The organism is Burkholderia sp. MSh2 (genome assembly GCF_000731655.1).
Classification (GTDB): Bacteria; Pseudomonadota; Gammaproteobacteria; order Burkholderiales; family Burkholderiaceae; genus Burkholderia; species Burkholderia paludis.
Genome location: NZ_JPGM01000070.1, coordinates 1 through 20,571 on the forward strand (window position 1 = coordinate 1; position 20,571 = coordinate 20,571).

General features: G+C 70.1%; 18 protein-coding genes. 13 read left to right on the forward strand and 5 right to left on the reverse strand.

Features of this window, described 5'->3' with window-relative positions; genetic code table 11:
• The 8 genes from GQ57_RS31795 to GQ57_RS31830 all read left to right on the forward strand — a co-directional run.
• Positions 1-2,231, forward strand: a 2,231-nt coding sequence (locus GQ57_RS31795) for a beta strand repeat-containing protein (protein ID WP_034199947.1), incomplete at its 5' end; no start/stop codon positions are given.
• Positions 2,232-2,558: 327 nt separating this feature from the next.
• Entirely contained in the window at positions 2,559-3,095 is a 537-nt protein-coding gene (locus GQ57_RS31800) for an NUDIX domain-containing protein (protein ID WP_031402326.1), read from the forward strand.
• 124 nt (positions 3,096-3,219) lie between these two features.
• A complete protein-coding gene (locus tag GQ57_RS31805; RefSeq protein WP_031402327.1) occupies positions 3,220-3,657 on the forward strand; it encodes an acyl-CoA thioesterase in 438 nt (145 codons plus the stop codon).
• A gap of 9 nt (positions 3,658-3,666) precedes the next feature.
• On the forward strand, positions 3,667-4,602 hold the full coding sequence (locus GQ57_RS31810) for a branched-chain amino acid ABC transporter permease (RefSeq protein ID WP_034199948.1): 936 nt from the start codon (positions 3,667-3,669) through the stop codon (positions 4,600-4,602).
• Positions 4,595-5,812: a branched-chain amino acid ABC transporter permease gene (locus GQ57_RS31815; protein WP_034199949.1), complete on the forward strand. Its 1,218-nt coding sequence runs from the start codon at positions 4,595-4,597 to the stop codon at positions 5,810-5,812. Before GQ57_RS31810 ends, GQ57_RS31815 begins: the two co-directional genes overlap by 8 nt.
• A complete protein-coding gene (locus GQ57_RS31820; protein WP_034199950.1) occupies positions 5,809-6,558 on the forward strand; it encodes an ABC transporter ATP-binding protein in 750 nt (249 codons plus the stop codon). Before GQ57_RS31815 ends, GQ57_RS31820 begins: the two co-directional genes overlap by 4 nt.
• The gene (locus tag GQ57_RS31825; protein WP_031402331.1) at positions 6,555-7,259 is read left to right on the forward strand and encodes an ABC transporter ATP-binding protein; all 705 of its coding nucleotides are present in this window, start codon (positions 6,555-6,557) and stop codon (positions 7,257-7,259) included. The genes GQ57_RS31820 and GQ57_RS31825 overlap by 4 nt, the downstream gene beginning before the upstream one ends.
• Before the next feature lie 162 nt (positions 7,260-7,421).
• Positions 7,422-8,168: a glucose 1-dehydrogenase gene (locus GQ57_RS31830; RefSeq protein WP_031402332.1), complete on the forward strand. Its 747-nt coding sequence runs from the start codon at positions 7,422-7,424 to the stop codon at positions 8,166-8,168.
• Between the two features lie 45 nt (positions 8,169-8,213).
• Here the strand turns inward: GQ57_RS31830 and GQ57_RS31835 are convergent, their stop codons facing one another.
• The 5 genes from GQ57_RS31835 to GQ57_RS31855 form a co-directional block, all read right to left on the reverse strand.
• Positions 8,214-8,708 carry a heme-degrading domain-containing protein gene (locus GQ57_RS31835; RefSeq protein ID WP_031402333.1) on the reverse strand — a complete coding sequence of 165 codons (495 nt, stop codon included), beginning with the start codon at positions 8,706-8,708 and terminating at the stop codon, positions 8,214-8,216.
• 82 nt (positions 8,709-8,790) lie between these two features.
• The gene (gene iolB / locus GQ57_RS31840) at positions 8,791-9,609 is read right to left on the reverse strand and encodes a 5-deoxy-glucuronate isomerase (RefSeq protein ID WP_031402334.1); all 819 of its coding nucleotides are present in this window, start codon (positions 9,607-9,609) and stop codon (positions 8,791-8,793) included.
• 42 nt (positions 9,610-9,651) lie between these two features.
• A complete protein-coding gene (gene iolE, locus GQ57_RS31845) occupies positions 9,652-10,581 on the reverse strand; it encodes a myo-inosose-2 dehydratase (protein WP_031402335.1) in 930 nt (309 codons plus the stop codon).
• Positions 10,582-10,642: 61 nt separating this feature from the next.
• Positions 10,643-12,526, reverse strand: coding sequence for a 3D-(3,5/4)-trihydroxycyclohexane-1,2-dione acylhydrolase (decyclizing) (gene iolD / locus GQ57_RS31850; protein WP_034199951.1), 1,884 nt, complete (start codon positions 12,524-12,526; stop codon positions 10,643-10,645).
• Positions 12,527-12,571: 45 nt separating this feature from the next.
• A complete protein-coding gene (locus tag GQ57_RS31855; RefSeq protein WP_031402337.1) occupies positions 12,572-14,530 on the reverse strand; it encodes a bifunctional 5-dehydro-2-deoxygluconokinase/5-dehydro-2-deoxyphosphogluconate aldolase in 1,959 nt (652 codons plus the stop codon).
• A 316-nt stretch (positions 14,531-14,846) separates the two neighbouring features.
• Between GQ57_RS31855 and GQ57_RS31860 the strand changes: the two genes are divergently transcribed.
• From GQ57_RS31860 to GQ57_RS31880, 5 genes are all read left to right on the forward strand, one after another.
• Entirely contained in the window at positions 14,847-15,773 is a 927-nt protein-coding gene (locus GQ57_RS31860; protein WP_031402338.1) for a sugar ABC transporter substrate-binding protein, read from the forward strand.
• Positions 15,774-15,841: 68 nt separating this feature from the next.
• Entirely contained in the window at positions 15,842-17,434 is a 1,593-nt protein-coding gene (locus GQ57_RS31865) for a sugar ABC transporter ATP-binding protein (RefSeq protein ID WP_034199952.1), read from the forward strand.
• A 26-nt stretch (positions 17,435-17,460) separates the two neighbouring features.
• The gene (locus GQ57_RS31870) at positions 17,461-18,486 is read left to right on the forward strand and encodes an ABC transporter permease (protein ID WP_031402340.1); all 1,026 of its coding nucleotides are present in this window, start codon (positions 17,461-17,463) and stop codon (positions 18,484-18,486) included.
• 76 nt (positions 18,487-18,562) lie between these two features.
• Positions 18,563-19,474, forward strand: coding sequence for a sugar phosphate isomerase/epimerase family protein (locus tag GQ57_RS31875; protein ID WP_031402341.1), 912 nt, complete (start codon positions 18,563-18,565; stop codon positions 19,472-19,474).
• 59 nt (positions 19,475-19,533) lie between these two features.
• Positions 19,534-20,547 carry a Gfo/Idh/MocA family oxidoreductase gene (locus tag GQ57_RS31880; protein WP_034199953.1) on the forward strand — a complete coding sequence of 338 codons (1,014 nt, stop codon included), beginning with the start codon at positions 19,534-19,536 and terminating at the stop codon, positions 20,545-20,547.
• Positions 20,548-20,571: the final 24 nt, after the last annotated feature.

A 20,571-nucleotide genomic window follows, 5' to 3' on the forward strand; every position in this document is an offset into this window, starting at 1 on the left:
CGAGCGACCATGCACTGACGCTGACGTCGCAAAAGGGTGACGTTGCGCTGAAGCAGGCAGTAGCAGCAAGCGGCGCAAAGGCGCGCGTGGTGGCAAACGCGGCGGGCGAGATCCGCGTGGATGACAAGCTTGCGCTGACGGGCGAACAGGCGCATCTGGAGCTGAACTCGGCGAAGGGTCACCGGTTCACGCAAGACAAGGCGTCGGCAACGCTGTCGGGCCGCAATGCGTCGTTCTCGTCGAACGGCGAAGCGTATCAGGTGATCCACGACGTCGCGGGCCTGCGCAACGTGGACCGCGACCTGAACGGCCACTATGTACTCGGCAACGCGGTGGACGGCCGCGGCGCATCGTTCCGGAGCATCGGAGCGAGACGCGTGTTCGACGGCGTGTTCGACGGCCTCGGCAATACCATCCGCGATCTGTCGATTTCCAGTTCGGGCAGCAACGCCGTCGGCCTTTTCGAGGCCAACGGCGGGCGCATCGCCAACCTCGGGCTCGACAGCATCTCGACGGACACGGTCGTGCCGTACGGCCGGTCGCCGGTCAGCGTCGGCACGCTGGCGGGCTACAACTTCGGCACGATCTCGGACGTGAAGGCGACGAACGTCGCGGTGCGCGGCGAAGGCATGGTGATTCTGGGCGGGCTCGTCGGCGGTAACTACGGCGGATCGATCGAGCGCGCATCCGTGCTGGGTCTCGTCAACGGCGGCAACAATGCGCTGCACGTCGGCGGTCTGGCGGGTGAAAACATCTCGTTCATCTCGCCCGCTGCCGACGATGCGCTGATTCGCGACAGCCGGGCCGACGTCAAGGTCGTCAGTGCGTCGGGCGGCAGCGCGGGCGGGCTCGTCGGGGACAACCGCGGCCTCGTCGACGGATCGACCGCGACCGGCATCGTCAACGCGCTCGGCAGCGGCGCGCGGGTCGGCGGGCTGGTCGGCGTCAACAATGGCGGCGCGGTCAACGCATCGACGTTCAGCGGCGACGTGCGGGGTGACCGCAACGCATCCGTGGGCGGCCTCGTCGGCCACAATGCGGGCCGGGTGGACGCATCGGCGTTCAAGGGCATCGTGGCGGCGACCGACGGCGCGCGCGTCGGCGGGCTGGTCGGCGAAAACCGTGGCGTCGTGAACGCGTCGACGGCAGTCGGCAGGGCAACGGGCGGTGCGTCGAACGTCGGCGGCCTCGTCGGCGCCAATTTCGCGAGCGTGCGCGACGCGACGGCCAGCGTCAACGTCGACGCCGGCATGGCAGGCGTGGCGGGCGGGCTGGTCGGCCACAACGCAGGCAGGATCGACGCGTCGAGTACCGACAGCCACGTTACGGCACGGGCGAACGGTATCGCGGGCGGGCTGGTCGGCCGCAATGCGGCGAGCGGCGAAGTGCGCGCGTCGTCGGCCAGCGGCGACGTGACCGCGGGCGACTTCGCAACGGCCGGCGGTCTGGCCGGCGTGAACGACGGCGAGATCCGCGGTTCGTCGTCGAAGGGAGCCGTGATGGCCGGCATGATCGCGCAGGCCGGCGGTCTGGTCGGCGTGAATGCGGGCACCGTGCAGGCGTCCGCGTCGACGGGTTCGGTCGCGACCGATTTCGAGAGCGTCGTCGGCGGCCTCGTGGCGTCCAACAGCGGCACGATCGTCGGATCGTCTGCGTCGGGCGATGTCCGGGCCGAGTTCGACAGCATCGCCGGCGGGCTCGTCGGCCGCAACACGGGGACGGTGCGCGATGCCGGCGCGCAGGGCGCGGTCGCGGTGATTGGAGCGGGCAAGGCCGGTGGCCTGGTCGGCCTCAACACCGGCTACGTGTCGTCGTCGAATGCAAGCGGCGATGTGCTGGCCGATCGGCGCAGCTCGGTCGGCGGCCTGATCGGCGAGAACGGCATGGGCGCGTCGGTCGAGCACGCGAGCGCGTCCGGTTCGGTCGCCGGCAGTCACGACAGCTTCGTTGGCGGCCTGGTCGGCTTCAACAGCGGCGTGGTCGCATCGTCGGCGGCGGCAGGCATGGTTTCCGGCGGCTACTATGCGCGGCTCGGCGGCCTGGCCGGCGCGAACTTCGGCACGTTCGACAACTCGACGACGACAACCCGTGTCGCGCTGACCCCGGGTTACGGCCAGCAAGCCGGCGCGTTCGCGGCCCTGAATTTCGGACTTTTCAAGGGCAGCAGCGCAACCGGCGCTGCAGCGGGGATGCCGCTCGCGAGCGTCAACTACGGCCAGATCCGCGACTGACCGGTGCCGCCCATGCCGGCGGCCCGGACTGACCGGATCGCCGGCCATCCCGCCGCACGCGGCGGCCCGCGCCGGGGAACGGGCCGTCGCATGCAGGCGGAACGCGACTCGCCGGGCATGCTCTCGCATGCCCGGTGCGCGAGCCGGGCGGGCGCGAACGCAGGCCGGGCGCCGACGGACGGCATCGCCCGCGCGGGTCCGGCCGGTTCGTCCGGCCGTCGCGGAGCACCTCGGCGCCGCGCAAACTCGCTAGAATCGAGACTTTCCCGCGCCGGGCGCGTGCGGCGCCGCCGATGCGGGCGGCCCGCGTTCGCCACCTTTCCATCGATGACCACCGCCGACTACCGCTTCTGCCCCCGCTGCGCGCGCCCGCTGACCGAGCGCGCCGATCCCGAACACGAAGGCGGCCGCGTTCGCCAGGCGTGCCCGGACGACACCTGCGGCTACGTGCACTGGAACAACCCGCTGCCCGTCGTCGCGGCGATCGTCGAACTCGACGGCAAGATCCTGCTCGCGCGCAATGCGGCCTGGCCCGAAGGCATGTTCGCGCTGATCACCGGCTTTCTCGAGAACGGCGAGACGCCCGAGGACGGCATCGCGCGCGAGGTGTTCGAGGAAACCGCGCTGAAGGCCGAGCAGGTGTCGCTCGTCGGCGTCTACGAATTCATCCGCAAGAACGAACTGATCATCGCGTACCACGTGCGCGCGTCGGGCACGGTCGCGCTGTCGCCGGAGCTGCTCGAATACCGGCTCGTCGATCCGCCGCTGCTGCGCCCGTGGCGCGCCGGCACCGGCGTCGCGCTCGCCGACTGGATGCGCGCGCGCGGCCTCGATTTCGAATTCGTCGACCGGCCGGGGCAGTGACGGGCCGGCCCGTGCGCAGGGTTTCGTCCGCCGCGCCGCGGCGTCTCGCCCGTTGCCGGCCCGCCGCGCCATGCGGCGGCCGCGTTTCCTGGGCATCGCTTTCAACGTCCTGACCGCCATCGCCATGTCCGACAAGCCGCAACCGCGTCCGCGCGACGCCTACCGCCACTTCCTGCCGATCACGACCCGCTGGATGGACAACGACGTCTACGGGCACGTGAACAACGTCGTCTATTACAGCTACTTCGACACCGTCGTGAACGAATACCTGATCCGCGCGGGCGTGCTCGACGTCGAGCACGGGCAGACGATCGGGCTGGTGGTCGAGACGCAATGCAACTATTTCGCGCCGCTCGTGTTTCCGCAATCGGTCGACGCGGGGCTGCGCGTCGCGAAGCTCGGCACGTCGAGCGTGCGCTACGAGGTGGGGCTGTTCGCGCAAGGCGCGGCGGCGCCCGCCGCGCAGGGCCATTTCGTGCACGTGTACGTCGATCGCGGCACGCGCCGTCCGGTCCCGCTGCCCGATGCGCTGCGCTCGGCGCTCGATCCGCTCGCGGCCTGACGGTTCGCGGTGCACGCGTTCGCGCTCCAGGCCTTCAACGGCCTCAGCTACGGCCTGCTGCTGTTCATGCTGTCGGCCGGCCTCACGCTGATCTTCAGCGTGCAGGGCGTGCTCAATTTCGCGCATGCGAGTTTCTACATGCTCGGCGCGTATGTCGGCTACAGCATCGCGGCGGGGGCGGGCTTCTGGCCCGCGCTCGTGCTCGCGCCGCTCGCGGTCGGGCTGCTCGGCGCCGGTTGCGAACGTACGCTGCTGCGCCGCGTGCAGGCGCGCGGCCATACGAGCGAACTGCTGCTGACCTTCGGCCTCGCCTACCTGATCGGCGAGGGCGCGAAGCTGGTCTGGGGCCTCGCGCCGCTGCCGGCGCCGGTGCCGCCGCTGTTCGACGGCGCGCCCGTGACCGTGTTCGGCCTCGCGTTGCCGCGCTATCGGCTGTTCATGATGGGAATGTCGACGGCGATGCTGGCCGCGCTCGGCGCGTTGCTGCGCGTGTCGCGCATCGGGCTCGTCGTGCGCGCCGCGCTCACGCATCGCGCGGCCGTCGAGGCGCTCGGCCACGACGTGCCGCGCATGATGACGGCACTGTTCGGCGCGGGGACCGCGCTCGCGGCGCTCGCCGGCGTGATCGGCGCGCCGCTCGCGGTCGTCGAGCCCGCGCTGGCCGAGACCGTCGGATCGGTCGTGTTCGCGGTGGTCGTGATCGGCGGCCTCGGCTCGCTCGGCGGCGCGTTCGCCGCGTCGCTTGCCGTGGGTTTCGCGCAGACCTTCGCGGCCGCGAGCGATACGTCGCTGCGGGATCTCGCGCAATGGGCCGGCATCGCGTTGCCCGACAGCGTCGCCGCGGTGTCGATCGCGCAACTGGCGCCGCTGGTGCCGTACCTGCTGCTCGTCGCCGTGCTGGTCGCACGGCCGCGCGGGCTGTTCGGCGAGCGCGCCGATGCGTAGCCGCGCGCTCGCCGGCCTCGCGCGCTGGACGCTGTTCGCCGCGTGCGTCGCGCTGCCCGCGTGGCTGTGGCCGCATGGCGCGATGCTCGGCTATCTCGCGCAGACGGCCGCGCTCGTCGTGCTCGCGCTGTCGTACAACCTGCAGCTCGGCACGACCGGGCTGCTGTCGTTCGGGCACGCCGCGTTCGCGGGCCTCGGGGCGTTCGCGGCCGCGCACTGGTTCAACCGCTTCGGCGGCCCGCTGCCGCTGTTGCCGCTCGTCGGCGGCCTGGCCGGTGCCGGTCTCGGCTGGGCTGCGGGCCTGCTCGCGACGCGCCGTTCGGGCACCGCGTTCGCGATGATCACGCTCGGGCTCGGCGAATGCGTCGCGGCCGCCGCATGGAGCGTGCCCGCGTGGTTCGGCGGGGTCGGCGGCGTGCCGATCGACCGCGCGAGCGGCACGCCGTGGGGCGGCTGGCAGTTCGGCGCGCCGGCCCAGGCCTATGCGGTGATCGCCGCGTGGTGCGTCGCGTCGGCGTGGGCCATGCACGCGCTGACACGCACGCCGCTCGCGCGGCTCGCGAACGCGGTGCGCGACAACCCCGCGCGCGTCGCCGCGCTCGGCACCGATCCACGCCGCGTCCGGCTCGCGATGGTCACCTGCGCGTCGTTCTTCGCGGGCGTTGCCGGCACGCTGACGCTGATCGACGTCGAGATCGCGACGCCGGACAGCGTGTCGATGGCGCGCTCGGCCACCGTGCTGATCGCCGCGGTGATCGGCGGCACCGGCGCATTCTTCGGGCCGGCGGCCGGCGCCGTCGTGCTGACCGCGCTGAGCATCGTCGTCGCGGGCGTGTCGCGCGCATGGGCGCTGTATCTCGGCGTGCTGTTCGTCGCGATTGTCGTGGCCGCGCCCGGCGGGTTGGCCGGCATTGCGCAAGCGCTCGCGCATGCGCTGCGGCGCGGCGCGCCGGCGGCCGAGCGGTGGCGCCTGCTGTGCGGCGTCGGCGCGTGCGTGTTCTGGGGCGCGGCGATCGTCTGCGCGGCCGAGCTGGGGTATGCGTGGCGCTTCGCGCAGGACGACGGCTCGGGCCTCGCGTTCGGCGCATGGGGGATCGACGCCGATACGCCGGCCGGCTGGGCCGTCGCGTGCTCGGCGGCCGGCATCGGCACGCTGCTGTGGGGCTGGCGCGCACGGTTCGCGCCGGGCGCGCGGGAGGACGGGCGATGAACGGCAACGCGATCGCACTGCACGGCGTCGTGCAGCGTTTCGGTGCGCAGACCGTGCTCGACGGCGTCGATCTGAGCATCGCGGCCGGCGAGCGCCATGCGCTGATCGGGCCGAACGGCGCAGGCAAATCGACGCTGTTCGGCGTGATCGCGGGGGCGGCGCGGCCGACGCGCGGGCGTGTCGTGCTGCATGGCATCGAGTTGCGCGGGCGCGGGCCGGTCGTCGCCAGCCGGCTCGGCATCGGCCGCAGTTTCCAGCAGACGAGCGCGTTCGCGCGGCTGACCGTGTTCGACAACCTGCGCTGCGCGGCGCTGCACGCGCCGGCCGAGCGGCGGCGCTGGTGGAACCGGCTGCGCGAATCGGCGTCGGTCGATCGCGCGGCCGCGCGCGTGCTGCACGACGTCGGCCTCGACGCGCGGCGCGACACGCCGGCCGCCGAACTGAGCTATGCGGAGCAGCGCGCGCTCGATCTCGGGATCGCACTCGCGAGCGGCGCCCGCACGCTGCTGCTCGACGAACCGACGGCCGGCATGAGCCGCGAGCAGGCAGCGCGGATGATCGCGCTGATCCGCGCGACGACGCAGGGGCGCACGGTGCTGATGATCGAGCACGACATGGATGCGGTGTTCGGCTTCGCCGAACGCATCACGGTGCTCGTGCGCGGCGCCGTGGTCGCGACGGGCGAACCCGCCGCGATCCGCGGGGACCCGGCGGTGCGGGCTGCGTATCTCGGGGAGGGCGCATGAGCGCGCTGCTCGAGATTCGCGACCTGCGCGCGTGGTACGGCGTGCAGCCCGTGCTGGGCGGGGTCGATCTCGCGCTGGCGCCGGGCGAGACGCTCGCGCTGCTCGGCCGCAACGGCTCGGGGCGCTCGACGCTCGCAAAGGCCGTGATGGGGCTCGTGCGCACGGCCGGCTCGGTGCGCGTCGACGGCGCGGAGTGCGCGGGCGCGCGCACGTTCGACATCGCGCGGCGCGGCGTCGCCTACGTGGCCGAAAGCCGTGACGTGTTCCCGCTGCTGACCGTGCGCGACAACCTGCGGCTCGGGCTGCGCGGCACGCGCGGCGCGGCCGAGCGCGCGGCGCTCGAACGCCTGTTCGACCGCTTTCCGCTGCTGGCGGCGCGCGCCGACGTGAAGGCCGGGCGGCTGTCGGGCGGCGAGCAGCAGGTGCTCGCGCTGGTGCGTGCGCTGGCCGGTCGCCCGCGCGTGCTGATCGTCGACGAGCCGGCCGAAGGGCTCGCGCCGCTTGCGGTCGATGAAGTCGGCGCCTGCCTCGCCGCGCTGCAGGCCGACGGCGTCGCGATCGTGCTGATCGAGCAGCGGCTGCAGCTCGCGCCGCGGCTCGCGCGGCGCGTCGCGGTGATGGGGCGCGGACGGATCGTCTACGACGGCGCGCTCGGCGGCCTCGGCGGCGCGGTCACCGCCGCATGGCTGAGCGCCGGCTGACCGCGTCCGGCGGATTGTTCGTAAAACCCCGCCAGTCAATTCGCGCCGGGCCGCTTTATCGCCGCTGCACCGCACAGTACATTGCCAGTCATGCCGGTTGCCGGATTGGCGCGACAGCCGGCGCCGTCATCATCGAACGTCTTCTGTCGGAGGAATGAAATCATGGGCAAGCTGGCAAACAAGGTAGCGATCGTCACGGGCGGGTCGAAGGGCATCGGTGCCGCGATCGCGAAGGCACTGGCCGCCGAGGGCGCGTCTGTCGTCGTCAACTATGCAAGCAGCAAGGCGGGCGCCGACGCGGTCGTGAGCGCGATCGTCGAGGCGGGCGGCCGCGCGGTCGCGGTCGGCGGCGACGTGTCGAAGGCAGCCGACGCGCAACGCATCGTCGATACGGCGATCGGCACGTATGGCCGGCTGGACGTGCTCGTCAACAACTCCGGCGTATACGAATTCGCGCCGATCGAGGCGATCAGCGAGGAACATTACCGCCGGCAGTTCGACACGAACGTGTTCGGCGTGTTGCTGACGACGCAGGCGGCCGTCAAGCATCTCGGCGAAGGCGCGAGCATCATCAACATCAGCTCGGTGGTGACCAGCATCACGCCGCCGGCCAGCGCGGTCTACAGCGGCACCAAGGGCGCGGTCGACGCGATCACCGGCGTGCTCGCGCTCGAACTCGGCCCGCGCAAGATCCGCGTGAACGCGATCAACCCGGGCATGATCGTGACCGAAGGCACCCACAGCGCGGGCATCATCGGTTCGGATCTCGACAAGCAGGTGCGCAGCGAGACGCCGCTCGGCCGCCTCGGCGAGCCCGACGACATCGCGTCGGTCGCCGTGTTCCTCGCGTCGGACGACGCGCGCTGGATGACCGGCGAGCGCCTCGTCGTCAGCGGCGGACTGAACTGATCCGGCGGGGCGGCGCGCCTGCAACCGGGCGCGCCGCCCGTGCCGTCATGCGTGCATCGCGAGCGCGTAGCGACCGACGTGCCACTGCAGGCTTTCGACGGCGAGCGCGTGATTGTGCGCCGGGTCGAGCCCCGCGATCGCCATCGCGCCGACGACGCCGGTGCCCGCGATGCGCAGCGGCACGCCGCCGCCGTCGAGCGCATAGTCGTCGTCCGACAGCCCCTGCGACTGCAGCGACCAGCCGGCGCGGCGAAAGCGCTCGCCGACCGCGAGCGAACTGAGGCCGAACCGCAGCACCGTGTTCTGGCGCCGGCGGATCGCGTCGCTGTCGCCGGCGACGCTGCCGTCGAGCGCGCAGTAGAACAGCGGCGCCTGTTCGCCGACGATGCTCACCGCGATCGGCAGCCCGCGGCGCGATGCGAGATTGACCGCGATTTCACCGATCCGGCGGGCGATGGCCGCGTTGAAGCGCGGCAGCGCCGGGTTCGACGCGTCGTCGTCGAAAGGGTGGGGTTCGAGGCGAAAGAGGGTCGTCACCATGGCGGCTCCGTGGCATCGCCGGCGCTGTCTGCGCGTGCCGGGCGGCGCATCGTCACGGGCCGCGCGCGGGCCCGTCCATCGTTCAGCGCTGCGGCGCCGCGTCGAGCATCCACGCGTGCGCGGGATCGTTCCTGAACGCCCATGCGCGGCTCGGCCCGGCCATCACGTTCAGGTAGTAGAGGTTGTAGCCGTGCGGCGCGACCACCGGATGGTAGCCGCGCGGCACCATCACGACGTCGTGGTCCTCGACCGCGCAGGCTTCGTCGAGGCTGCGGTCGTCCGTGTACACCCGCTGGAACGCGAAGCCCTGCGGCGGATCGATCCGGTGATAGTAGGTTTCCTCGAGCGAGGTTTCCTCCGGCGCCGCGTCGCGATCGTGCTTGTGCGGCGGATAACTGCTCGAATGGCTGGCCGGCGTGATCACCTCGACCACCAGCAGCCGGTCGGCCGCCGGATTGTCGCCCATCAGGATGTCGCACACGTACCGCGTATTGGTGCCTTGCCCGCGCACCGAGCGACGCATCCGTTCGCCGTCGAGACGCCGCACAGGCTTGTCGCCGCTCGTGTACGGCGCGGTGCACAGCGCGATTTCCGCGTCGCGCGTCGCGGCCAGCGTGACGGTCTTGCCGCCCGGCACGTACAGCGCGTCCGGCGAGACTTCGTCGAATACGCTGTCGCGCTTGCCGAGCGCCTCGTAGGTCGTGCCGTCGACCTCCGCGCGCACCGTGCCCGTGAGCACGACGACGCACAGCTCGCGCGCACCGGTGTCGAGCGTTTCGGCATCGCCGGCCTTCAGGCGCAGCGCGCGAAAGCCGACATGCTTCCAGCCGGCCGATTCGGGCGTCACGTTGCAGATTTCGCGATCGGCCGAGGCCTTGATCAACAGGGGAGAAATCGTCATGGGGTGGGGCTCCGCAACAGGGGGGCTCAAGCGTGCGAGCGCTTACGCGCTCAACCGGTCGACGATCGCGCGCAGCGAATCGTAGCCCTTCTTCGCATACGCATAGCTCGGCGCGACCGCCGGGTCCTGCTCGGCCTCGACGACGAGCCAGCCTTCGTAGCCGGCGTCCTTCAGCGTGCGCAGCGTGGCGTCGTAGTCGAGCGCGCCGTCGCCCGGCACCGTGAAGGTGCCGTTGATCACGCCGTTCAGGAAGCTCCAGCCGTCGTTGCGCGCCTGCGTGACGACCTGCGCCCGCACGTCCTTGCAATGCACGTGGACCACGCGCGATACGTGTTTCTTCAGCAGCGCCACCGGGTCGGTCGCGCCGCCGAAATACGCGTGGCCCGTGTCGAACAGCAGGAACACCTTCGCCGGATCGGTCAGCGCCATCAGCCGGTCGACGTCGTCCGGCGATTCGACGTACGCGCCCATGTGGTGATGGTAGGCGAGCTTGATCCCGTACGTGTCGAGCAGATGCGCGCCGAACGCGTCGAGGCGCGCCGCGTAGCGGCGCCATGCCTCGTCGTCGACGAAGCGCGGCCGCTTCGCGACCGGCGTGTCGATGCTGCCCTGGATCGTACCCGCGCATTCGCCGTACACGACGACCTTCACGTCGTTGTACTGCAGCTTCGTCATGTGCGCGCGGCAGCGCTCGATTTCCGCGGCGAGCGCATCGGCGTCGCTCATGCCCGGCCCGACCTCGGCGAGAAAGCCCGAATACCAGCCCGACACGCACACGAGCCCGAACTCGGCGAGCTTCGCCTTCAGCTCGGGGCCCGTCTTCGGGAACTTGTTGCCGAGCTCGAAGCCCGCGTAGCCGATTTCGGCGCCTTCCTGCAGCGCCGTTTCGAGCGGCGTTTCGCCGCCGAGCGACGGCAGGTCGTCGTTCATCCACGACAGGGGGTTGATACCGATGCGGACGTTCCAGCTCATGACGTGCTTCCTTGGTTCGAATGTGTTTTCAGCGGGGCGGGTTCGTGGGCAGCGCGCGCCATCAGCGCCGCTGCCGGGTCTTCGCGTCGAGATACGCGCGATGCGCGGCGCCGACGCCGGCCCGTGCGGAGACTTGCGGCACGGCGACTTCCCACCACGCGCCGCCGTCGTCGGTCGTGCGCCGGTGCGTGGTGTCGATCACGAGCACCTGGCTCTTCGTTGCCGCGCGGGCGCGCCGCATTTCGCGGCGCAGTTCGTCGACGTTGCGCACGTGCACGGCGTCGGCGCCCATCGCGCGCGCATGCATCGCGAAGTCGATCGTCGAGCGCTCGCCGCCCTCCGGCACGCAGTCGTCGAGCATGTTGTTGAAGCTCGCGCCGCCGCAATTCAGTTGCAGCCGTTCGATGCAGCCGTAACCACGGTTGTCGAGGATCACGACGATGATCTTGCGGCCGAGCATCACGGACGTCGCGAGTTCCGCGTTGAGCATCATGTACGAGCCGTCGCCGACGATCACGATGACTTCGCGCTCGGGCCGCGCGAGCTTCGCGCCGAGTCCGCCCGCGACCTCGTAGCCCATGCACGAGTACGCATAGTCCATGTGGTAGTTGCCGGGCGCGCCGCTGCGCCACAGCTTGTGCAGTTCGGCCGGCAGCGTGCCGGCCGCGCACACGACGAGATCGTCGCGCGCGCTGTCGCGCCCCGCGTCGGCCGCGGAGTCGCGCACTGCGCCGATCACGTCCGCGTCGTACGGCAGCGTGTCCCGCGGCGCGCGCGTCGTCAGTTCGGTCACGCGCGCATTCCATGCGGCGGCCTGGTCGCGGCCGGCGGCCGTCCATCCCGCGTCGGCACGCCAGCCGGCCAGCGCGGCCGACAACTGGCCGAGGCCCGTGCGCGCATCGGCGACCAGTTGCCGGCCGCGTTTCTTGCCCGCGTCGAACGGCTGCACGTTCAGGCTCAGCAGCGTCGCGTTGCCGAAGAGCGCATGCGAGCCGGTCGTGAAATCCTGCAGCCGCGTGCCGACCGCGAGCACGACGTCGGCCTGCGCGGCCGCGCGGTTCGCGGCGGGCGAGCCCGTCACGCCGACCGATCCGAGGTTCAGCGGATGGTCCCACGCGAGGCTGCCCTTGCCGGCCTGCGATTCGGCAACCGGCACGCCGTGCGTGTCGGCGAACGCGCGCAGCGCGTCCCACGCCTGGCTGTACAGCACGCCGCCGCCGGCGACGATCAGCGGCTTGCGCGCCGCCTTCAGCACGTCGAGCGCATCGGCGAGCTCGAGCGCGTCGGCCGGCGGCCGGCGCATCCGGAGCACCGGCGGCGCGAAGAAATCCTCGGGCCAGTCGTATGCGAACGTCTGCACGTCCTGCGGCAGCGCGAGGCACACCGGGCCGCACTGCGCGGGGTCGGTCATCACCTGGATCGCGCGCGGTAGCGCGACGAGCAACTGCTCGGGCGACGTGATGCGATCGAAGTAGCGCGTGACGGGGCGGAAGCAGTCGTTCGCGCTGACGTCGCCCTGTTCGAAATCCTCGACCTGCTGCAGCACGGGGTCGGGCAGCCGCGAGACGAACACGTCGCCGGGCAGCAGCAACAGCGGCAGCCGGCCGACGTGCGCGAGCGCGGCGGACGTCAGCATGTTGGTCGCGCCGGGGCCGATGCTCGACGTCGCCGCCATCATCCGCTGGCGGAAGTTCGCTTTCGCGAACGCGACGGCTGCATTCGCCATCCCTTGCTCGTTGTGCGCGCGGTAGGTCGGCAGGCGGTCCCGTTCCGCATGCAGCGCTTCGCCGAGGCCGGCCACGTTGCCGTGGCCGAAGATCGCGAACACGCCGCCGCAGTACGGCAGGATCTCGGTGCGGCCGTCGGGCTGGACGACTTCGGCGCGCAGGGCGGCCAGGTAGCGCACGAGCGCCTGGCTCACGGTCAGTCTTACGGTGGTGGTCATGTCGGTCGGTAAGGAGGAATCGGGTGGATCGGCTCGGGCGCCGCCTCAGGCTGCGGCGGCGCGGGCGGCCGCGGCACGGCGGCCGAGCCATGCGTCGACCAGTTGCGCGAAGTTGCCGGCGACTTCGTCGATCAGCGCCTGGTCGTCGATCCGGCCGGCGAACCAGTTCAGCGCCGCGTCGGCCCACAGCGTGCGTCCGACCATGAAGCCCTTGACGATCGGGCTGGTCGCCGAGCGGAAGCTGTCGACGAGGTATTGCAGCGGCTGGTTCAGCCCGAGGATCACCGCGCCGCGGCAATGAGGGTCGCGCTCGGCGACGAGCGCTTCGAGCCGCGTCCAGCCGTTGGCGCTCAGCGGCGTGAGCTTCCACCATTCGGGCATCACGCCGAGGTTGTAGAAGCGTGCGACCGCGCGCAGCACCGCGTCGTCCTCGGTGCCCGCCGGCGTGACCGCGCGCGGCGGAATCACCTCCAGCAGCAGTTCGTTGCCGCTCGCGCGGGTGGCTTCCCACAGCTCCAGCACGCGCTGTTCCTGCTCCACGCGCAGGTCGACGTCGTCGTCCGGGTGATAGTGGATCAGGCACTTCACGACCTGCTCGGTCGGCCAGTGCGTGAGCGTCGAGCCGACCGAGCGCGTCTCGTCGAAGCGCAGCGGCCGCGAGCCGGGCAGCTCGACCGGGCGACCGACCCACCAGCCGCGCCCGGTGGCCGACGCGAGCGCGTCGCTGCCGTAGGCGCCGCCGTCGATCAGCACGCCGACGTGGCCTTCGATCCGGCGCTCGCGCTCGACCTGTTCGGCCGCGCGCACGAGCAGGCGCTTCAGCGTCTTGATGCGAGCTTCGTCCGCGCCGGCCTGCACCGCGAGTTCGTAGAACTGGCTGCGATGGTCGAACGCCATCACGCACAGGTCGTCCCATTCGCGACGCGGCACCGTCACGCGATGCAGGTGCGCGAGCGTGCGGTCGGCGTCGACCGCCGGATTGCGGTCGCCGTCGAACCAGTGCGCGAGTTCGGCCGGCGTCGGCATCGCGGCCGAGCACGCGTGGCGCGACACGACGATCGCGCCGCACGCGTTCGCGATGCGCGTCGATTCGGCCCAGTCGCGGCCGCGCAGCAGGCCCGACAGCAGGCCCGACAGGAACGCGTCGCCCGCGCCGAGCACGTTGAGCACCTCGACGCGCTCGCCGAGAAAGGTCGGCGCGTCGTCGATGCAGGCGGGGATATCGCCCTCGATCACGCAGCAGCCGAGCGCGCCGCGCTTGACGACCAGCGCGGCGTTCGTGATCCGGCGCACCGCCTGCAGCGACCCGATCAGGTCGTGCGGCACGCCGCCCGCGATCAGGAATTCCTCCTCGGTGCCGACCAGCAGGTCGAATTCGCCGAGCACCTGCTGCAGTTGCCGCGTCACCTGCGCATCCGGCACGTAGCGGTTCTCGCCCGCGCCGCGTGCGGTCAGGCCCCACAGCACCGGCCGGTAGTCGATGTCGAGAATGCGCACGACGCCGTGGCGGCGCGCGTAGCCGAGCGCGGTCAGCGACGCCTCGCGCGTACCCGGCGTCGACAGGTGCGTGCCGGTGATCGCGAGCGCGCGGCAGCCGGCGATGAAGGCCTCGCTGATCTCGTCGGCGCGCACGGCCATGTCCGCGCAGTTCTCGCGCACGAACAGCAGCGGGAACGTGTCGCGATCCTTCAGCCCGAGCAGCACCAGCGCGGTGAGGCGTTCGCCGTCGGTCTGCAGCTGGCTGGTGTCGCAGCCTTCGCGTTCGAGCGTCTCGCGCAGGAAGCGGCCCATCTGCTCGTCGCCGACGCGCGAGATCATCGCGGTCTTCAGCCCGAGCCGGGCCACGCCGAACGCGACGTTGCCCGACGAGCCGCCGAGATACATCTGGAAACTGCGCGCATCCTCCAGGCGGCTGCCGTACTGCTGCGCATAGAGATCCACGGCCACGCGGCCGAGGCAGGCGAGATCGATGGGGCGGTCACTCGGAAAGTTCAGCAGGCTCATATCACGTGTCACGCTCGCGGCCGGCGTTCGGCGTTGCCGGCAGATTAGGGGACCGATCCGCTCGCGACGGTCCGCGACGTGGGCTGCACGACGCGGGACTGCCTGCCGCCAGGAATCGGGCTACGGACGCAGTCTAGACTTTTTGGAAATCCAGTTCCCTAGGTGAAATCACGTAGAAATAAATTTCCAAATTTTCGAGGAAGTGATCTACAGTTTCATCCGGATGCTTCAGTCCGTATCGGATTCGATCGGACTCGGCCCGGCGGCGCGCAACGCGCCGTCTTCCGCCCCCCGGAGATGAGGAGACAGATTGATCATGAAGACCAAGCTGATGGCCGTCGCGGCCGCCGCGATCCTGGCGATGCCGCTCGCGCACGCCGAGAAGATCGGCGTGACGATGGCGTCGTTCGACGACACGTTCCTGACCATCCTGCGCAACAGCATCGCCGATGCCGCGAAGAAGGACGGCGCGACGGTGCAGATCGAGGACGGCGGCAACGACGTCGGCAAGCAGTTGAGCCAGGTCCAGAACATGATCGCGCAGAAGGTTGACGCGATCATCGTGAACGCGGTCGACACCGACGCGACGCCGAAGATCACGAAGATGGTGACGGCCGCGAAGATTCCGCTCGTCTACGTGAACCGCAAGCCGGTCGATTTCGACAAGCTGCCGGCCGGCGTCGCGGTCGTCGCGTCCGACGAGAAGCAGTCGGGCACGCTGCAGGCGCGCCAGGTGTGCAAGCTGCTCGGCGGCAAGGGCGACATCCTCGTGCTGATGGGCGAACTGTCCAACGAATCGGCGCGCGCCCGCACCCGGGACATCGAGGACGTGATCGCGACGAAGGACTGCGCGGGCATGAAGATCGTCGACAAGCGCGAAGGCAAGTGGAGCCGCACGCAGGGCCAGGACATCACGATGAACTGGCTGAGCTCCGGGACGAAGTTCGACGCGATCGTGTCGAACAACGACGAAATGGCGATCGGCGCGATCAACGCGCTGAAGGCCGCGCGCAAGTGGACGCCGAAGACGGTCGTCGCCGGCATCGACGCCACGCCGGACGGCCTCGCGTCGATGAAGAGCGGCGAGCTGAAGGTGTCGGTGTACCAGAACGCGGTCGGGCAGGGCGCGCAGTCGGTGGCCGCGGCGCTGAAGCTCGCGAAGAAGCAGCCCGTCGACCGTTACGTGAACGTGCCGTTCGAGCTGGTGACGCCGGACAACATGAACCAGTACGCCAGGCACTGACCGGCTTTTCCGTTGAACTGCGCGGGCCCGGCACGGCCGGGTTCGCGTGCGACTGTCGAGGAACGTCCATGTTTACAGCCAGGATCGCGCAGCCGATGGCCGGCGGCGACGCGCCGGCCGCTTCGTCCGGATCGACCGGCTCGTCCGGCCGGGAGGGCCCGCCGGCTTCTTCCGCCGCCGACTGCGTGCTCGAGGTGCGCGGCGTCGGCAAGTCCTTCCCCGGCGTCGTCGCGCTCGACGGCGTGCAGTTCCGCGTGCGGCGCGGCACCGTGCATGCGCTGATGGGCGAGAACGGCGCGGGCAAGTCGACGCTGATGAAGATCATCGCGGGCGTCTACACGCCCGACCAGGGCGAGATCCTGATCAACGGCGAGCCGGTCGTGCTGAACGGCCCGCTCGATGCGCTCGACCGCGGCATCGCGATGATCCACCAGGAACTCAACCTGATGCCGTACATGACGGTCGCGGAGAACATCTGGATCCGCCGCGAACCGAAGAACCGCTTCGGCCTGATCGATCACGCGGCGCTGCGCCGCCAGACGGCCGCACTGTTCGAGCGGCTGTCGATCGACATCGATCCGGAAACCGACGTGCGCACGCTGACCGTTGCGAGCCGGCAGATGGTCGAGATCGCGAAGGCCGTGTCGTTCGACTCGGACGTGCTGATCATGGACGAGCCGACCTCCGCGCTGACCGACAAGGAAGTCAGCCACCTGTTCCGGATCATTCGCCAGCTGCGCGAGCAGGGCAAGGGCATCGTCTACATCACGCACAAGATGAACGAGCTGTTCGAGATCGCCGACGAGTTCTCGGTGTTCCGCGACGGCAAGTACATCGGCACGCATGCGTCGAGCGACGTCACGCGCGACGACATCATCCGCATGATGGTCGGGCGCGAGATCACGCAGATGTTCCCGAAGGAGGAGGTGCCGATCGGCGACGTCGTGCTGTCGGTGAAGAACCTCGGCGTCGAAGGCGTGTTTCGCGACGTGAGCTTCGAACTGCGCGCGGGCGAGATCCTCGGCGTGGCCGGGCTCGTCGGCTCGGGGCGCTCGAACGTCGCGGAGGCGCTGTTCGGCGTCGTGCCGGCCACGTCGGGCGAGATCCGGATCGACGGCAAGCCGGTGCGGATCGCGACGCCCGCGCAGGCGATGAAACTCGGGATGGCGTTCCTCACCGAGGATCGCAAGGACACCGGCTGCTTCCTGAATCTCGACCTGCTCGCGAACATGGAAGCGGCGGTGCTCAGCAACCGCTACGTGAAGTTCAATTTCGTGCAGCAGGCGCAGCTGAAGCGCGACTGCGAGGAAATGAGCCGGATGCTGCGCGTGAAGTCGCCCGGGCTGCACGAGGAGATCCAGAACCTGTCGGGCGGCAACCAGCAGAAGGTGCTGATCGGCCGCTGGCTGCTCACGCAGCCGCGCATCCTGATCCTCGACGAACCGACGCGCGGCATCGACGTCGGCGCGAAGGCCGAGATTCACCGGCTCGTCAGCGCGCTCGCCGGCAAGGGCGTCGCGGTGCTGATGATCTCGTCGGAGATGCCGGAAGTGCTGGGAATGAGCGATCGCGTGATGGTGATGCACGAAGGGCGCATGACCGGCATCGTCGATCGCAAGGACGCCGACCAGGTCCGCATCATGGATCTCGCGTCGCGCTGAGCCGAAACAAGATTGGAGACAAACAAATGGGCAACCTGAACCCGGTCGCGGATGCGCAGACCATGACGATCAAGGCGCGGCACACGAAGTGGCCGCCCGAACTGAGCATCTTCCTCGTGCTCGTCGGCATCAGCCTGTTCTTCGAGATCGTCGGCTGGATCGTCGTCGGCCAGAGCTTCCTGTTCAACGCCGAGCGGCTCGAGATCATCGTGCTGCAGATGGCCGTGATCGGCATCATCGCGGTCGGCGTGAACCTCGTGATCATCACCAGCGGGATCGACCTGTCGTCGGGGTCGGTCGTGGCCGCCGCGGCGGTCGTATCGGCGAGCCTCGCGCAGGTGTCCGACTTTCCGCGCGCGGTGTTTCCGCACCTGACCGACCTGCCGATCATCTGGCCCGTGCTGGCCGGCGTGTGCGTCGGGCTGCTGGTCGGCCTGCTGAACGGCTCGCTGATCGCGATGACGGGTATCCCTCCGTTCATCGCGACGCTCGGCACGATGGTGGCCGCGCGCGGCTTCGCGAAGTGGTTCACCAACGGGATGCCCGTGTCGATGCTGACCGACCAGTTCGCGGCCATCGGCGCGGGCGCCAACCCGGTGATCATCTTTCTCGTGATCGCCGCGATCTTCCACGTCGTGCTGCGCTACACGCGGTTCGGCAAGTACACCTATGCGATCGGGGCGAACCGTCATGCGGCCGTCGTGTCCGGCATCAACGTCACGCGTCACCTGATCTTCGTCTATGCGATCGCGGGCCTCCTCAGCGGGATCGCCGGCACCGTGACCGCCGCGCGCGCGATTTCCGGCCAGTCGGGCATGGGCGTGATGTACGAACTCGATGCGATCGCGGCCGTCGTGATCGGCGGCACGTCGCTGTCGGGCGGGCTCGGCCGTGTCACGGGCACCGTGATCGGCGTGCTGATCCTCGGCGTGATGACGTCGGGCTTCACGTTCATCCGCATCGACGCGTATTACCAGGAGATGGTCAAGGGCGCGATCATCGTCGCGGCCGTGATCGCCGACCAGTACCGCAACAAGAAGAAGCGCCGCTGATCCTTCATGCATCGCCGGACGCGGGCGGCATGTGCCGCCGGCGGCGTCCGGAACCCGCCGCCGCCGAGGACATTCGATGAAGATCGCGCTCGACCCGTACATGATTCGCCACCTGCCGCTCGACCGGCTGCCGCATGCGGTGGCCGAACTCGGCTACGACCAGATCGAGCTGTCGCCGCGCGGCGACTTCCTCGACTGGTGGGTGATGCCGCGCGCGACGCGCGAGCGCATGGCCGCGTTCCGGCAGGCGCTGCGCGCGAGCGGCGTCGGCCTTGCGTCGCTGCAGCCGATGTACCGCTGGGCGAGCCCGTTCGAGGACGAGCGGCAATGGGCCGTGCGCTGCTGGAGGAAGGCGATCGAGGTCGCGCTCGAGATGGAGTGCACGCTGATGGTGTCCGAGTTCGGGCGCGGCGCGTCGCCCGAGCGCTCGGTCGGCGAACGGCCGGGCGCGAACCCGAAGGAGCTGTGCGAGGCCGCGTGGTTCCGGTCGATGGACACGCTGCTGCCGATCCTCGAGCGCGAACGCATCGTGCTGTCGGTCGAACCGCATCCGGAAGACTGGATCGAGGCGTTGCAGCCCGCGATCGACATCGTCACGAACCTCGGTTCGCCGTCGCTGAAGCTGTCGTACATCGCGCCGCACACGTTCCATTACGGCGACGACATGGCCGCGATGATCGCGCGGGCCGCGCCGATCCTCGCGCATGTGCGCGTGGCCGACACGTTCGACCACCGCAAGAGCAGCCAGCTGCGCTACATCGTGAACCCGCCCGGCTCGAACCAGATCCGCGTGCACCAGCATCTCGACATCGGGCAGGGCGAGATCGACTGGGACGTATTTTTCCGCGCGCTCGGCGCCGCGGGATTCGACGGCGTGATGTCGTCGTGCGTGTTCGCATGGGAGGACCGCGCGGAAGCGTCGTCGCGGTACATGCGCGACACGATCGGGCGCTACGTCGATCGTCATTTCGATCGCGCCGCGCACTGACGGATGACTGACCGGCGCGGCAGGGGCCGCGCCGCTGATGAACCACTGGAGAACTCCGGATGACCTTGAAAATCGGCGTGATCGGCTGCGGCGCGATCGGCCAGGACCATATTCGCAGACTGACCCGCACGCTGTCCGGTGCGCGCGTCGTGGCCGTCACCGACATCGATCCGCGCCAGGCGCGCGATGCGGTGGAGAAGATGGGGCTCGACGCCGAGATCCATCGCGACGGCCACGAGGTGGTCGCGGCCGCCGATGTGCAGGCCGTGCTCGTCACGTCGTGGGGGCCGACGCACGAAGCGTTCGTGCTCGATGCGATCGCGCACGGCAAGCCCGTGTTCTGCGAGAAGCCGCTGGCCGTCACGGCCGACGGCTGCATGCGGATCGTCGAGGCCGAAGTCGCGCACGGCAAGCGGCTCGTGCAGGTCGGCTTCATGCGGCCGTACGACGAAGGCTATCGCGCACTGAAGCGCGTGATCGACAGCGGCGAGATCGGCGCGCCGCTGATGCTGCATTGCGCGCACCGCAACCAGTCGGTCGGCGAGCGCTACACGACGGACATGGCGATCACCGACACGCTGATCCACGAACTCGACGTGCTGCGCTGGCTGCTCGGCGAAGACTACGTGAGCGCGCAGGTCGTCTATCCGAAGAAGACGCGCCATGCGTCCGCGCATCTCGCCGATCCGCAGATCGTGCTGCTGGAGACCGCGAGCGGCGTGCGCATCGACGTGGAGATCTTCGTGAACTGCCAGTACGGCTACGACATCCAGTGCGAGGTGGTCGGCGAGCAGGGCATCGCGAAGCTGCCCGATCCGCCGGCCGTGGGGCTCAAGCATGCGGCGCGGCAAGCGGTGGAGATCATGACCGACTGGAAGGAACGCTTCATCGCGTCGTACGACGTCGAGCTGCAGGCATTCATCGACGGCGTGCGGCAGGGCGCGCTCACGGGGCCGTCCGCATGGGACGGCTACGCGGCGGCGGTCGCGGCCGACGCCTGCGTGCGTGCGCAGCAAAGCGGCGCGGTCGAGCCGATCGCGCTGGCCGACCGTCCCGCGTTCTATCGCGGCTGAACCGAACCGCAACCGCCTGCCTGC